Origin of the sequence: uncultured Actinomyces sp., from assembly GCA_900541895.1 — a bacterium.
Classification (GTDB): Bacteria; Actinomycetota; Actinomycetes; order Actinomycetales; family Actinomycetaceae; genus Pauljensenia.
This window is the reverse complement of record UWSI01000039.1, coordinates 1-15,429: the sequence shown is the minus strand read 5'-3', so window position 1 is coordinate 15,429 and position 15,429 is coordinate 1. Positions and strand designations below refer to the sequence as shown.

Below are 15,429 nucleotides of genomic sequence, written 5' to 3'. Positions count from 1 at the left end.
CGGGGACACGCAGAACCCGGTCGCGGCGCTGCACCTCCTCGATGCGCGGATTCGTCATGGTCACGTCCACCCACGGGGCGTACAGGACGAGGCCGTCCACCTGCCGCGCACCCGCGTCACGTCGCTGCATGGCGAGGGAGAGGGCCAGTCCGCCTCCCGCCGAGTCGCCGAAGAGGATGACGCGGCCGAACTCGGCCTGCGCCTCATCGATGATGGGCTGAACGAAGTCGAACGCGTCGGTCGCGGTGTGCGCGGGAGCAATCGGGTAGTCAGGGATGATGACGGGCAGCCCGGTGCGATCGATGAGGCCCTCGACGATACCCCACTGACCAGCGACCATCGGGTACGCATACGCTCCACCATGCAGATAGATGAGTACACCGCCCGGGCACAGGCCCCGCTTCGGGAACACGCGGGTTATGCCTTTGTCGCACGTCGCCGTGAAACGTCCTCGCATGCGTGCAGGCATCGGGGCGGGCTGTGGGGCGTGGAGCGCTATCTGCTCAGTTACTGTCTCGCTCTGTAGCAACGGAGGCACAAGCCCCATACAGAAGTGAACAACGCGCATCTGGAGGGACATGACGGCCTCTTTCGATTCGACGAAACAGTGTGCACGCACCGGGACACCCCCGCGCGCGAGCACGTACTAGGATACGCCGCGAGAGGGGTTCGTTTCTCACTGCGAGTGCTCATCGTGACTATCGGGAGGAAACACTAGTGGTGGTAGGTACCGGTGGCTGAAGGCCGTATCTGCTCGCCGTCGGAATCTGGCGAGAGCCCATCGGACGAACCTACTACGCGGATAGGTTACGAACATCCGGATACCTTAATAACCTATCCGCATGCGCGCGGCACAAGCATGATCGGCAGCCTATGAGCACACCGTTGTCCAGTGCTGTAGGAACGCAAATCCAGCGGCGCACACCCCAGACACGACGCACACCTGGTCCCGTACCCACGCCCCCCTCGCGTCACGCGCGCCTCGCGCAACCGCACCTGGTTCCCGTCAGCAGTGCAAACAAAAGGCGTAAACAACGCGCATACAAAACGCGCCCGGACCATCCGGTCCGGGCGCGCAACGTATTCGGCTCAAGCGTTAGGACGCTTGCCGTGGTTCGCGCCGTGCTTACGACGATCGCGACGCTTACGACCCCTCTTCGACATTGTCGTCTCCTCTAAAACTGAGATATCCAACCTGTACAGTTTTTCACACCCACAGCGTTTCTCCAAACAGAGAGCACCCTGCGAGTCGAAACTCACGATTCTGTCGAGCTCCAGCTCACCGTCACGCAAGTCTTGGAGACAATCCGTGCTCGAAGAGACGCAGGCGCGGGCTCATCAAGACAGTGTGCCAATAGCGAGCGAACATAACGCTCGGTATACATCGATTCCTGGCAGTGGGAACAGCGTGAAATGTGTTCAAGCAGCTGCGCGCGCAGAGCTGGATCTTTCAGGCAATCAGTCGTGATGTGCTCTTGGCACTCCTCTCGGTCAAGAAAGTCGATGACCTCATAGAGGTGGTTATGTAACTCCTGACAAGCGCAATGATCATCAATCTGCATGGTGTCCCCCAATACCGTATTCCGCTGCAAGTTCCGACAGGCTGTCTCGAAGATTCTTTCGCCCACGATGAAGCCGTGACATGACAGTCCCAATGGGAATATCAAGCATCTCGGCAATTTCTTTGTAGGCAAACCCCTCAACATCAGACAGAAGTACGACCACACGCTGATCTTCAGACAGAGCTTCAAGAGCCGAACGAAGCTCAGCTGACGGAATATTATCCAGAGCTTCGGCTTCCGCCGAGACAAGCCCCTTTTCGTCGTGTGATGCAGCCGCTGCCAGCTGCCAGTCCTCAACGTCTTCACCACCGCTACGCTGTGGTGAACGCTGAGCCTTGCGGTACTGGGTAATGTACGTGTTCGTCAAAATCCGATAGAGCCAGGCCTTAATGTTCGTTCCTTGCTGATATTGGTGGAACTTCGTGTAGGCCTTCATAAAGGTCTCTTGAACAAGATCTTCTGCGTCGGCACGATTGCGCGTCATCCCCAGCGCAGCACCGAAGAGCTGATCGACCAGAGGCATGGCTTGCTCGGCAAAAAGCCGGTCCTTTTCCTCTTGACTGATTTCTTGTGTATCACTCATCGATGTCAAGGCTAATCGCGAATACCTAGGATGGGAAAGCGGACGCGCAAAATCAGGGCGAGGCTTGTGCCTTCCCCTGACCGATGGACGCTGCGCCACTCTCACATCGCTTTGCATATCCACATCAACGCCTGCGATGGCTAATTATTCCGCTCCATATTCCAGCCGCAGCCAAATTGCCCATCTTTGCCGACCTGGAAACCGGTGTACCTGAGTATTTTTTGACACAATAGGGTTATGTCTATTCTTCGCGGTATCTCTCGTCCCCTGTTGGTTGCCCCTCTTGCGCTAGACGCATTTGACGCCTTGATCCATCCCGATCAGCATGCAGCTAAACTCGAAGGGCTTCGCCCGCTCTTCAACAAAGTTGAGGATTCGGCACAGATCGACGACATCGACCCCTACCTGCGTTCCGCCGCACGCATCAGTGCTGGCGTAGCCTTGGCTGCCTCCGTCACTTTCGCAATCGGCAAAGCCCCCCGCACCTCAGCTGCACTCCTGGCAGGGATTGCTCTTCCCATGGCGATCATTAATCACGAGGATCGCACGTCCCTTGGTCTTAAGCTTGCAAATTGTGCAGGGCTTGTTTTTGCGGGGATGGACCGACGCGGTCGCCCAAGCGCTGCCTGGCGTCGCGATGAGAAACGCCGCGCACTTTCTCAGCAGGCGATTGCAGCGGGCTTAGGACAGTGAAGCACTGGGACGCACCGCGCGTACACGAGCCACTTAACACTCAGGTTGAAATCCCAGGCTCAAAATCTCAAACTGCCCGGGCTCTCTACCTTGCAGCAACCGGTTCTTCACCCTGTACCATCCACGGACTGTTGCGTTCCCGGGACACAGATCTCTTTGCCAAGGCTCTAGTGACCTTAGGCGCGCAGATCTCATTCATCAGTGAGATGTCGGCGCGCGTGATTCCAATGGAAATTCACTCAGTCGCCGAAGAAGAAGAACGGCAGATCGACTGCGGCCTTGCAGGAACTGTCATGCGTTTCCTCCCTCCCCTGGCTGCTCTCTCCCCTATCCCCACGCGCTTTGATGGCGACAAACAAGCCTATGCGCGCCCTCTCGGCGCCCTTCTCGATCTCCTCGAAAATCTGGGGGCACACATCACCTATCACTCAGAGCACGGTCACCTCCCCTTCACCATTAAGGGGCCACTTCGCTACCACCCCGGTACGGTCACCGTTGATGCCTCGGCGTCATCTCAGTTCTTTTCTGCAATGCTGTTGATCGCTCCTCTCCTTGGCGGAGCCACCATCCGTAGCGAGCAAGAACTGATCTCTCTTCCTCATATCAACATGACCTTGGACATGATGCGAGCAACCGGGATTACCTGGTCGAAAATCAGCCGAAGCGAGTGGAAGATTGAGGAAGGCAAGCCCACGGCCTCGGAAATCAAAATCGAAGCGGACCTTTCAAATGCGGGTCCCTTCTTGTGCGCGGGAATCCTGAGCGGTGGAAGTCTTGCTATCCCTCATTGGCCAGTAAGCTCCACACAGCCGGGGGCAATGTGGCCAGATCTTTTTGAGCGCATGGGGATTGAGAGTCAATTTATTCTTGAAGGAAGCGACAACGGAACCTTGGTTGTTGACGGCCAAGGCCCGGGGACTTTCCAGGGGATCACCTGCGATATGTCTGCAATGGGCGAGATGGTTCCGACCCTTGCCGCGCTGCTCCTCTTTGCCCAAACCCCATCTACTCTCAGCGGAATCGCGCACCTTCGCGGGCACGAGACTGATCGTTTGGAAGCCATCGCAGACTCCATTCGATCTCTGGGCGGCTGCGTCGAAGTTTTTGACGATGGCCTCACGATTTGGCCGCGCCCGCTTCATGGCGCCAAGCTGCGCTCCTTCGCAGACCATAGGATGGCAACTTTCGCTGCAATCGTTGGATTGCTCATCGATGGGGTGAGCGTGGACGATATCGCGTGTACCTCAAAAACTCTTCCGAACTTTGAATCTATGTGGCAGAGCATGCTGGAGAATCGAGGCGCAAATGTCTAGACGCGATATCGGCACCGATGACCCGCGCGTGAAGGTTCGCCCTGGGAAGCGCTCGCGGCCACGTACAAAAGTTCGCCCTGATTGGGGTAACAAGCCAATCGGTCAGGTAATCGGTATTGACCGTGGCCGCTACCTGGTTCGCTATGAGGATATCGACCTGCGCTCTGTTCTTGCCCGCGAGCTTAAAAAGGGAAGCGTTGTCGTTGGTGATCGTGTCCGTCTGACCGGCGATCTCAGCGGCCGCGTTGACACCTTGGCCCGGATCGTTGCCGTTGAGGAAAGAAGCAGCGTTCTACGCCGCTCTCTCGAGGATGCTCCCGATCAAAAGGGAGAAAAGATTATCGTTGCAAACGCGCAGATTATGGTGATTGTGACGGCTTTGGCCGATCCTCCTCCTCGAATGGGAATGATTGACCGCTGTTTGGTTGCCGCTCACGAGGCGAGGATGCGTGCCGTTCTTTGCCTCACGAAAGCTGATCTTGCTCCGGCCGAAGAATTTCTTCGCGCGTATGCGGATTTTAATCTGACAACAGTGGTGACCTCGGTTGCGGCTGGCGATCGGGGGCTTGATGAATTAAGAGAGCTTCTCGCCGGTCATTTTTCCGTTTTGGTCGGCCACTCCGGAGTTGGAAAATCAACACTCATTAACGCGCTGATTCCACAGGCCCAGCGCAGCGTGGGAATGGTCAATCGGGTGACCGGACGAGGTCGACACACATCGACTTCATCTCGAGCCTTCGAGCTGCCTGGCGGTGGTTGGATCGTTGACACCCCCGGTGTGCGTTCCTTTGGACTCGGGCATGTCGATACCGACGATGTACTTGGCGTTTTCCCCGACGTTGCCGAGGCTGCGCAGTGGTGCCTCCCGCTGTGCACGCACCTCGAGGATGCCCCCTCATGTGCACTGGATGCGTGGGCACAGGGGCGTGAGCCCTTCAGCCTTCCTTCTTCTCCTTCCGAGGCCGAGGCAGAACGTCAGAGGCGTACTTCCCGGGTTACTTCCGTCCGTCGCCTTTTGGACGCGGTTGCAGGAGCAATGCGCGTTTCGAAGGCTGCACGCTGATTTCGAGGGAAATTTTCTGGTGCTCCTCCAAAGTGACTCAAAATGCCGGTGGGGCAGTTCATACTAGGCACATGCGAATTCTTCACACTTCCGATTGGCATTTTGGCCGCAGTCTCCACGGTCAAGATTTAGGCGATGCGCGCGCTCTTTTTTGTCGCTGGCTCATTGACACCGTGAAGACGCAGAATATCCAGCTGGTTCTGATCTCTGGCGATGTCTATGACCGAGCTATTCCTCCCGTCGGTCAGATCAATGAAGTCATGAACCTTCTTGAAGAACTCAGCTCCATCACTCACGTATTACTCACATCAGGAAATCATGATTCCGCGGGGCGTCTGGGAATGTATTCGCACTTCCTTCACGGAAATATCCAGGTGTGTACGCGTGTTAAAGACATTGGCACCGCCCGCGAATACCTTGGTATCAATGGCGATCCAGGAGTTTTGGTCTACCCGATCCCCTACCTTGAACCAGATTTGGTTCGTTCGGCATTGTCCCCCACTGATCAGCCGCTTGAACGCAGTCATCAGGCGGTGATGGATGCAGCAATGCGGCGTATCGGCACTGATCTCAAGCAACGACGCAGTGAAGGGGATTTGCGCCCAGCTGTGGTGATGGCCCATGCCTTCATTGTCGGTGCTGCGCCTTCAGATTCGGAACGCAACATTGAAGTTGGCGGAGTCCCCTCCGTATCAGCCGAAACCTTCGAAAACTTTGGTGGCGATTCCCAAGCACCAACTCCTGGGCTGAGTTACGTTGCTTTAGGACATTTGCATCGGCCTCAAGCTATTCCCTCTGCTCAGGTACCTATTCGCTATTCTGGTTCACCCATTGCCTATTCATTTTCGGAAGCTCCTGGGGATAAAAGCGCTGTCATCATTGACACTCATCCGGAAGATGAAAAGCTCACGCCACATACTCAAAGGGTTGAGATTTCTGGTATTTCAACACCTCTTGCGCTTTCAACGGTTAATATCCCATCCGCTCATCCCCTTGTTGTCCTCACGGGCTCAATGGATTCTCTTCTCGGAAAAGCAAGACAGACCGATCGGGAATCCTATGTATCTCTCACCGTTACCGATGATGCACGACCTCAGTCAATGGTTTCCCGCCTTCGCGCTGCATACCCACACGCGCTCTCGATCATCCACGCGCCAACACATACACCGATCCTGGCCGCGCCTCAACGTGACCTCGCGACAATAGATATTCGTTCAACCCTTGCGGACTTTTTCTCTCAACAGGGTGGGCAACCGGTATCAGCAGAAGAAAGCAGCGTTATCGATCAGGTTGTGAGCAAGGTGAAAGAAGACCTCCAATGAAGCTACTCACTTTGGAACTCAACGGGATCGGACCATTTGCGTCACGTCAATTTATTGACTTCCAGCGTTTCACCGACGCGGGACTCTTCCTTTTACGTGGAGCAACCGGTTCGGGAAAATCGACACTGATCGACGCCATCGTGTTCGGACTCTACGGAGATGTCGCAAGCGGGAGCGACGGGGCAAAAAACCGACTACGTTCGCTGTATTGCGCGCCCAACGACCCCTCTTATGTGGAAGTGGTCTTTGAAGTATCTGCCGGGATTTACCGAGTTCACCGAACCCCGCAGTATGTTAAAGAGGGACGCGCAACCCCGGTTAATGCAACAGTCACCTTTGAGAAGGTGGTTCCCAGTCCTTCGGATCCTTCTGGTTTTTCAACACTCGAAGCTCTGAGCCGTTCCATCCCCGAAGCGCAATCAATGATTACCTCGCTCATCGGATTGACAAAAGAACAATTCCTGCAAACTGTTGTTCTTCCACAGGGACAATTCGCGCGCTTCCTCAGTGCAAAATCCTCGGATAGAGAGAAAATTCTCCGAGATATTTTCGGTACTCAGTATTTTCAAGATCTGCAAAACGCTTTTGTTGAAGAAGCAAAGTCAGCAGATGAATCCATCACGCGGACACGCCGCGATTTTTTAAGTGCCCTGGGAACGCTACAGAGTCAGATCACAGACTCTCCCCTGGGCCAGTCTTTTTCCGAGGATCTCACGAAGCTGAGCGAAAAACTTGAAAGCACCGATGAATACGAAGAGTTAAACGCTGATCTGCTGACGCTCAGTGGGCACTTGAATGATTTACTGACGAAACAGTGCGATGATGCCCAGCGCACTCTTGAGACCGCTCAGGTGCTTCTTGATCAACGAAACGCAGAGTTGAACGCAGCCCAAGACCTTCAACAACGCTTCAACGAATACAAGTTGTTAACCGCCCAGCAGGCCGCGCTTCTTTCACAAGAAAGTCAGATTGATTCCCTCATCGTGAAGGAAACGCACCTGCAAAGCCTCGAGCCTCTTAAAGCTCCCCTGCAGCAATTTGACTCTGCACAGTCAAAACTCGCACAGGCCTGCTCCTCTTTAGAAAAGTTCATCTCGCTCCCTGAGCGGATGGATGGCGCACTGTTCGATACAACTCAGGCCCACACCGAATTATCCGCGGGAAACAGTGAACTTCTTGCTGAGTATGAAAAGGTAAGCGACGCAAGTCACGTCCACCAGCAATTAGTCGATGCACGCGCGGAATATGAGCGGTTGACCGCCCAAGAAATCCAGGCACATCAACTGATCAAAGAGCTGAAACAGCGCTCAGATGCACTGCTTAAGACCCGCACAGAACTCACGCAGAAAATTGAGGCCAGCCAAGAGGCACGTTCTGTCCTTGCATCCTCATCAGCTCAGCTCGACGCACTGAATCAACGCATTGATGCGGCCGAAAGAGCCGATATCCTGCGTGCTCAACTCATCGGTCTTGCTGAGGAAATCCAAAAAGCACATCGGACTGCCCGAGAAAGTGGCATCGCTGCTCTTCTCGCACGCGAAATATGGCTCCAAGAAACTGCTGCCTCATTGGCTGCCGAACTCGAAGAGGACGCCCCCTGTCCCGTCTGCGGCTCAACCTCGCATCCTGCCCCCGCACAATCAGATAGCGACAATACAATGAGTCGCGAGAAACTTGATGAACTTGAGGCACTGCGTCAAGATGCCGATCAGCATCTTCATGAGCTCAGTACCCAGCGCTCGCAGTGCGTGGCGCAGATTGCCGCACTCAATGAACAAGCTGGATCAGATAGCGAATCCCTACGCATTCAACGCGATAGCCTCAGACAAACCATCGTCCAGCTGAACTCTGTAGCAGAAAACTATCAGGCACTGAGCACAGAATTTGAAGCTACCTCAGAGAGCGAAAAAGAAATCCTGAGTGCACGCGCCTCAACGCAAGAAAAACTCGCAAACATTAATTCACGAGTACAGGAAGTCAAAGCTCAAGTCAGCGCATACGAAGCATCCCTCGCCCAAGCTTTGGGGGACTACACCTCGCTCGAAGAGTGGAAGGAGGCCCTTGAGCGCAAGCACGATCATCAAGATGCTTTTTCACAAGCTCTCAACTCCTTCGATCAAGCTGCGCAACTTCTCCAGAGCAATCAGGAATACCTCAATACCGCACTCTCAGAGTCCGAATATGAAGATGGACATATAGACCTCAATCAGATTCGTGAAGAACTCAAAGACCTTCCTCAGTTGGAGGGACTCAGCCAGCAGATTCGCCATCATCGCCAGGAACTTCATACGGTTCAGGCACGTTTGAATTCGGATCGTTTTTCTGGTTTAGAGACGGCAGAGGCGCCCGATCTTGATGCATGCAAAAACGCACGAGAAGAGGCACGAGAAGAAGAACTCCGAGCCAGTTCCAGCCTGGCTAGCATCCACGCACTCACAAAAAGTATTCACCGCTCACAAACCCAGCTTCACTCTGCACTGACCGAGCTAGGTAAAGCGCTTAAAGAAGGATATCCTCGCCTGCGACTTGCCCAGCTTGCAAGTGGAAACGGTCAAGCCAGTGTGCATCGAGTACCGCTGAGTTCATGGATCCTCATGTCTCGTTTTGAAGAATTGATCTCCGCCGCCAATCCGCGACTAGCAGAGATTTCACACGGACGCTACGAACTTCAACGCAGCGACACAGACCCCACACGATCGCGCAAAAACGGCCTAGGCCTGCTGATTTTCGATCATGAGGCTGAAGATACTCGCACCCCTTCGACTCTCTCGGGTGGAGAAACCTTCTATGTCTCCCTGGCATTGGCACTTGGCCTTGCAGACGTAGTTATGGCGGAAAGCGGCGGCATCATGCTTTCAAGCATGTTTATCGACGAGGGGTTCGGTTCCTTGGATCTCGACACCCTCGACATCGTGATGGCACAGCTGCTGGCCTTACGTCAAAGCGATCGATGCATTGGCGTCATCAGTCATGTCGATGAGATGGCACGGCAAATCGCAGACCAAATTCAGGTCACATGGAAAGAAGGCCGGGGCTCAACCCTGAGCATCAGAGGGGCCTAGCCGTCAGCGCATCTGGCGAAGAATACGGATGACGTCCTCACGCTCTTCCGGGGCGTACCATTCCATGCTTTCATCCCACAGCCTGGCAACAGCCTCGTCCGCCTCGTCTTGAGTCTGTGCGTCAAGGACTGCACGGACCTTCTCTGAAGCATCGGGATGATCGATAAAGTAGGCGGCAATATGGCTTTCAACCGGAGCGCAGGGCTGTGTCTGAGCAACCTCACCATCGTAGGGCGCGACGGAAACGCCCTCGATATCTGCAGCGATAATGCAACGACTGGGCGCACCTTGTTCATCGCGTAGTAGCGCCAAGGAATCAAGGGCAGCTAAATCGCGTGCATCGTCTTCGGCAAGTTCTAACTCTTCACCATGCAACGAAGAGGAAGGGTCGACACAGTAGGCGGGCCGGGGCGCCAAGTTCCCCTCTTCCAATTCGCGAGCAAGAACAGGGTAATAGATTCGCATATCACAAGTTTATGCACGAAAGTGCGTACTGTCTTAAGCCACCCACATTCATCTGAAGAGGTGTCAGACAAGAACGAAATGACATTAAGTGAAATGAAGTAGCAGTAATCAAATTGACACGAGTGACATTATCCGAACTTAATCGATCGTCCATGATTCCAGCGAAGAGCAATCAACAGGCTTTCATCTGCACAAATAGCTCAAAAGTAATTGCTTTATAGGCTCCAAAAATCCCGAAAATAATGGCATGATTATAGGTATGAATCAACGATTCCTCACTCTCGCCGAGGTCGCCGAGACACTCAACATTACGCTTTCCGCTGCGCGCTCACTGGTAAATTCCGGCGAGCTACCGGCAATCCAATTGGGAGGCAAGCGTATGTGGCGTGTTGAAGAATCCGTCCTCGAAGAATTTATCCAAACCCAATACGAGCATTCACGTGCACGCTTAAGCCACACCGCATAACCCTAGGAGATGTCAGATGTGGGCAGAGATTTCTCTGCCCACTTTTTCGTTCGAAGGATGCATGATCCTAAGTCTTTTCACGGCAAAAAACAGCTTATCCACAACGCTAAATCTGGATGTTTTCCCATGAGCAGCTGCACGTTTTCTCAATTTTTACTGAGATTGAATAGATCCTTGTTTTGTTGCCACTGATGTATACGTCTACCTTGACGACTTCATTTTCATATAAAAATTGATAAAACTAAACAACATTCACGCCGGAGATACATTCCCTAAACAGGCATTTCGCATACACAAGCATTTTATAGTTGGATTGACAGCTCAACATAATTCCTCAAGACTCCACAGTATCCGCCTCAAAGACGAGGCGTCTCCCCCCATGAATACAGCCGTCCAAGGAGTCTTGACAATGCCACGACAGTCGAGAGTATTGCTCCCACCAGCAGACCATGCTTTCCGAATCAGCTGGGACCTTTCGCGAGATACTCCTGTTAATAGCCCAACAACGCTGAACTCGTATCTCAATGCCGAGAATCCTCTGATTCCACAAGAACAAGAAATTACGAATTTATGCCAGTGGTCAATTGGACTAGCTCGCGGCATTATGGAGGTCCTTCTCCACCTTCGCCCCTACGAACAACTCCGACGCTGGCTGGTTCCACCGCTCTACCGACGACTTGTCACCATTATCGACAGAGATCCACGTAGCTTTCGACGCGAGCCTTGTCGCCCCGTTCAATGGCATATCAGCCAAACTTCAGCAACGGTCATCGAATCCTGTGTGATCATCGCACAAGGAGAAGGCCGTCATGTCATCTCCATGCGTCTGCAGACTTTTAAAAACAGATGGATCGTCACCGCATTGGATGTCTTGTAAGGACACTACAGATAAAACAGTGGCGGCATGCACCGCGTGGTGCATGCCGCCCTCAACAATCAGTCACAGTGATCGATCAGCGCTTCTTACGCTTCTTTGCTGCGCGACGCTGAGCACGATTGCTTCCCTCAGTTGTCGAGGTCGTCTCACCGTCTTGATCTGGCGAAGAATAGCTCAGACGCGCAGAAGTCTTCTCCCGTCCCACATCGCCCATAACGGATGCGGAACGCTCGATAGCCCGCTCTTCGGTCTCAGCAGCTTTGCGGCGTGCATCCTCGCTGAGTTCAGCCTCAGATACGCCCTCTGCCTGTTCTTCGACCGCCGCGCGTTCACGAGCTTGCTCATACGCCAACTGGAATTGACGTGCGTAGGAGAAGATTTGCTGAACGCTTTCCTCGCGAATGCGATCCATCATCGTGTTAAACATCCGCGCACCCTCGTCCTTATATTCGACAAGAGGATCACGCTGACCCATCGCACGAAGACCGATACCCTCCTTCAGGTAATCCATCTCGTAGAGGTGTTCACGCCACAGACGATCAACAGTTGCAATCACTACTCGTCGTTCCAGCGTACGCATCGGTTCATCACCGAGCTGCTGAATAGCCAGAGGGTTGCGATTGAGCTGCTCTTCTGCTTCTTGGTACTGGGTTTCAATATCGCCCAAGACCTCGCGCATCAGGTCATCGCGGGTCAGCGAGCCGTGGCCGCCATACTGCTCTTCAACTTCCTCGGGAGTAACCGAGGGCGGGTAGTAACCGCGCAGGGTGTCCCACAGTTCCTTGAGATTCCATTCACGAGGCGCCAGACCATTGGTCTTTTCCGCGATGATCCCGGATACCAAGGACTCCATGAAACCCTTCATCTGGGGTCCCAAATCCTCGCCTTCTAGGACGCGACAGCGCTGCTCATAGATCAGCTCACGCTGGTCAGTCATCACATCGTCATACTTCAAGACGTTCTTTCGAATCTCGAAGTTACGAGCCTCAACTTGGTGCTGCGCGGAGGCAATCGAACGGGTGACGATACGATTTTCTAGCGGCTGATCCTCGGGATAAGCACCCGAGGCCATAATGCGCTGCGCGAGGCCTGAGGAGAAGAGACGCATGAGGTCATCTTCCATCGACAGGTAGAAACGAGATTCACCGGGATCGCCTTGACGACCACTACGGCCTCGAAGCTGATTGTCGATACGGCGGGATTCGTGACGCTCCGACCCCAGCACATACAAACCACCCAGCTCACGAACTTCTTCGCGCTCGGCCTCGACTGCGGCCTCGGCCTCGGCGAGGGCTTCCGGCCACGCGCGACGGTATTCTTCTGCGTCAGCCTTCGGGTCCAACCCGCGAGCGGCAAGGTTTGCCTGAGCAAGGAACTCGGAGTTTCCACCGAGCATGATGTCGGTACCGCGGCCTGCCATGTTCGTCGCAACGGTCACTGCGCCCTTACGACCGGCCATTGCAACAATCTGAGCTTCACGCGCATGCTGCTTGGCGTTCAGAACCTGGTGCGGAATCTTACGTTCTTTAAGCATCCGCGACAGAAGCTCGGACTTTTGAACCGATGCAGTACCAACCAAAACTGGCTGCCCAGCCGCGTGACGTTCTTCGATATCGTCAATGATCGCGCGGAACTTACCGGCCTCGGTCGGATAGACAAGGTCGCCCTGATCCTTACGAATCATCGGACGGTTCGTCGGAATCGGAATAACACCAATCTTGTAGGTCGAGGCGAATTCTGCAGCTTCGGTTTCTGCAGTACCGGTCATACCCGAACGCGAGCCCTCGGGGTACAGACGGAAGTAGTTCTGAAGAGTAATCGTTGCCAGGGTCTGATTCTCAGCCTGGATCTTCACGCCTTCCTTCGCTTCGATCGCTTGGTGCATGCCATCGTTGTAGCGGCGCCCAGGAAGCACACGGCCAGTGTGCTCGTCAACGATCAGAACCTCTCCCCCGTCAACAATGTAATCGCGATCGCGGTGGAAGAGTTCCTTTGCGCGAATTGCGTTATTGAGGAAGCCAATCAGCGGAGTATTAGCTGCTTCGTAGAGGTTCTCGACTCCTAGCTGATCTTCAACCTTATCGATACCTGGCTCAAGGACACCGATAGTCTTCTTCTTCTCATCGACTTCGTAGTCCTCATCGCGAACCAGAATATTGGCGATGCGCGCGAACTCCGTGTACCAGCGATTGACATCGCCGGAGGCTGGACCAGAGATAATCAGAGGGGTACGAGCCTCGTCAATCAGAATCGAGTCGACCTCATCGACGATCACGAAGTTATGGCCACGTTGAACCATGTCTTCCGGACGCTGCGCCATATTGTCACGCAGGTAATCAAAACCGAATTCGTTATTCGTTCCGTACGTAATATCTGCGTTGTACTGCTCGCGTCGCTCTTCCGGCTCTTGTCCAACCAACACACAGCCCACGGTGAGTCCCAGGAAATTGTAGACGCGGGCCATCAGATCAGATTGGTACTTCGCCAGATAATCGTTCACGGTAACAACGTGAACGCCCTTACCGGTCAGTGCACGCAAGTAAGAAGGCATAGTCGCAACGAGCGTCTTACCTTCACCAGTTTTCATTTCTGCGATATTGCCTCGGTGCAGAGCAATACCACCCATGACCTGAACGTGGAAGGGACGCTGACGCAGGGTACGCCATGCTGCTTCGCGAACGGTCGCAAAAGCCTCAACCAGGATGTCATCCAAGGTTTCGCCTTCATTGAGGCGCTCTTTAAATTCCTCTGTTTTTCCGCGCAATTCCTCATCAGTGAGAGCTTCAAAGTCTTCTTGAAGAGCATCAACTTGCGAGGCGAGCCGGTCGAGTTGACGCAAGGTGCGTCCTTCTCCAGCTCGGAGGATCTTGTCAATAATGGACACGGGGACTCCTGGGATTGTGACCGGATGATCCGGGCGTGCGTCGAGCACACTTCTTCTAGTCTACGAATTTCCGTCGGCGCTTTCGACTTCATCCCAACAACCGTGTCGTTTTTCTCTGCAAACCGATTGCTCTGAACTTGTTCATCAGTGATTCAAAATCAACCCGACAACTGATATCCGACAACTCAACACACGAGCAATGGTACGCTGTACAAGTCAGGAAATTACGCGCGTAGAAATGGGTCTGTGCGCACAACCTTGCGGTCTTCTCTTCTACGTCGAGGAGCAGCTCCCCAGGTGCGAAAGAGTCTAAACAATGTCCGAAATTCAATCGCCTCACCCCGACGCTGGAGTGTTCGCACACCGGAGCGCGATGCAGTCGCCAGCTCCAGCATTACTTTCGCGCACCGAAACAACGATGGAAGCGATCGAGCAGTACATCGTCGCTAATCACTTGCAACCCGGAGATCCTCTTCCCACAGAATCAGCTTTATGCGATTCTCTCGGCGTATCACGTTCATCGGTACGCGAGGCACTGCGCCAGCTCAAAGCTCTTGAGATTGTTGATGTCCAGCAAGGACGCGGTGCTTTTGTCGGTGATATGACACTTCGCCCGTTAATCAAGACTGTTTTCCTTCGCTCCTCTACTGCTCCTGATTCTGCCGAGGCCTTGTCCCAGGTTTTGCGGGTCCGCCAAGTTCTGGACTTAGGTTTGGCAAGCGAGGCAATCCAGGCACTTCAGGGCACGCATGATGATCATCTTCATGAATTGGTCGACCAGATGATCACAAAGGCTCAGCGCAGCGAGTTCTTCATGGACGAAGACATTGAATTTCACACCGAGCTCTTGAAGAAGATCAATAACCCCCTTGCCGAGCAGCTAGTCAATGCCATGTGGATGATTCACATGATGGCCCTCCCGCAGATTCATCGGGGTTTTGAAGGTCTTCCGGAAACTGCTCGCGCCCACGAGGCCATGCTGGTCAGCGCAGAAAACGGCGATCTTGAGGGATACCGTCGTGCCGTCTTTGCCCACTACGATCCGCTCAACCAAGCTTTGGGTTCTCTGTCGCAAGAAGAAGACTGATCCACCGATAAATGAAAACTTTAGGGGTGTGGGGAGCTTGCTTTGGCAAGCT

Annotated in this window: 12 protein-coding genes; 8 read left to right on the top strand and 4 right to left on the bottom strand. The window is 54.0% G+C overall.

All coding sequences use genetic code 11. From position 1 onward, the window contains the following. Positions 1 to 580 (bottom strand): alpha/beta hydrolase (locus tag QZR18_RS07740; RefSeq protein ID WP_295910856.1); only part of this gene is annotated, 580 nt, incomplete at its 3' end. 971 nt (positions 581 to 1,551) lie between these two features. Beyond that, a complete protein-coding gene (locus tag QZR18_RS07735) occupies positions 1,552 to 2,145 on the bottom strand; it encodes a sigma-70 family RNA polymerase sigma factor (RefSeq protein ID WP_178706858.1) in 594 nt (197 codons plus the stop codon). Positions 2,146 to 2,382: 237 nt separating this feature from the next. On the opposite strand from QZR18_RS07735, the gene QZR18_RS07730 reads away from it, so the two are divergent. The 5 genes from QZR18_RS07730 (at position 2,383) to QZR18_RS07710 (ending at position 9,598) form a co-directional block, all read left to right on the top strand. Next, positions 2,383 to 2,838 (top strand): hypothetical protein, encoded by a 456-nt coding sequence (locus tag QZR18_RS07730; RefSeq protein WP_178706855.1) that lies wholly within the window; start codon positions 2,383 to 2,385, stop codon positions 2,836 to 2,838. After that, the gene (gene aroA / locus QZR18_RS07725; protein ID WP_178706852.1) at positions 2,835 to 4,151 is read left to right on the top strand and encodes a 3-phosphoshikimate 1-carboxyvinyltransferase; all 1,317 of its coding nucleotides are present in this window, start codon (positions 2,835 to 2,837) and stop codon (positions 4,149 to 4,151) included. The genes QZR18_RS07730 and aroA overlap by 4 nt, the downstream gene beginning before the upstream one ends. After that, positions 4,144 to 5,214, top strand: a complete 1,071-nt coding sequence (gene rsgA, locus QZR18_RS07720) for a ribosome small subunit-dependent GTPase A (protein WP_178706849.1) — start codon at positions 4,144 to 4,146, stop codon at positions 5,212 to 5,214. The genes aroA and rsgA overlap by 8 nt, the downstream gene beginning before the upstream one ends. Positions 5,215 to 5,285: 71 nt before the next feature. After that, a complete protein-coding gene (locus tag QZR18_RS07715) occupies positions 5,286 to 6,536 on the top strand; it encodes an exonuclease SbcCD subunit D (protein WP_178706846.1) in 1,251 nt (416 codons plus the stop codon). Then, positions 6,533 to 9,598, top strand: coding sequence for an AAA family ATPase (locus QZR18_RS07710; protein ID WP_178706842.1), 3,066 nt, complete (start codon positions 6,533 to 6,535; stop codon positions 9,596 to 9,598). The genes QZR18_RS07715 and QZR18_RS07710 overlap by 4 nt, the downstream gene beginning before the upstream one ends. Positions 9,599 to 9,601: 3 nt before the next feature. Here the strand turns inward: QZR18_RS07710 and QZR18_RS07705 are convergent, their stop codons facing one another. After that, positions 9,602 to 10,063, bottom strand: a complete 462-nt coding sequence (locus QZR18_RS07705; protein ID WP_178706840.1) for a DUF6912 family protein — start codon at positions 10,061 to 10,063, stop codon at positions 9,602 to 9,604. Positions 10,064 to 10,322: 259 nt separating this feature from the next. On the opposite strand from QZR18_RS07705, the gene QZR18_RS07700 reads away from it, so the two are divergent. Both QZR18_RS07700 and QZR18_RS07695 read left to right on the top strand, forming a co-directional pair. Continuing rightward, positions 10,323 to 10,529 carry a helix-turn-helix domain-containing protein gene (locus QZR18_RS07700; protein WP_178706837.1) on the top strand — a complete coding sequence of 69 codons (207 nt, stop codon included), beginning with the start codon at positions 10,323 to 10,325 and terminating at the stop codon, positions 10,527 to 10,529. A 409-nt stretch (positions 10,530 to 10,938) separates the two neighbouring features. Continuing rightward, positions 10,939 to 11,406 (top strand): Rv3235 family protein, encoded by a 468-nt coding sequence (locus QZR18_RS07695; protein WP_178706834.1) that lies wholly within the window; start codon positions 10,939 to 10,941, stop codon positions 11,404 to 11,406. A gap of 76 nt (positions 11,407 to 11,482) precedes the next feature. On the opposite strand, the gene secA is transcribed toward QZR18_RS07695, so the two are convergent. Then, a complete protein-coding gene (secA, locus tag QZR18_RS07690; RefSeq protein ID WP_178706831.1) occupies positions 11,483 to 14,290 on the bottom strand; it encodes a preprotein translocase subunit SecA in 2,808 nt (935 codons plus the stop codon). A 316-nt stretch (positions 14,291 to 14,606) separates the two neighbouring features. On the opposite strand from secA, the gene QZR18_RS07685 reads away from it, so the two are divergent. Next, a complete protein-coding gene (locus QZR18_RS07685; RefSeq protein WP_178706828.1) occupies positions 14,607 to 15,377 on the top strand; it encodes a FadR/GntR family transcriptional regulator in 771 nt (256 codons plus the stop codon). Positions 15,378 to 15,429: the final 52 nt, after the last annotated feature.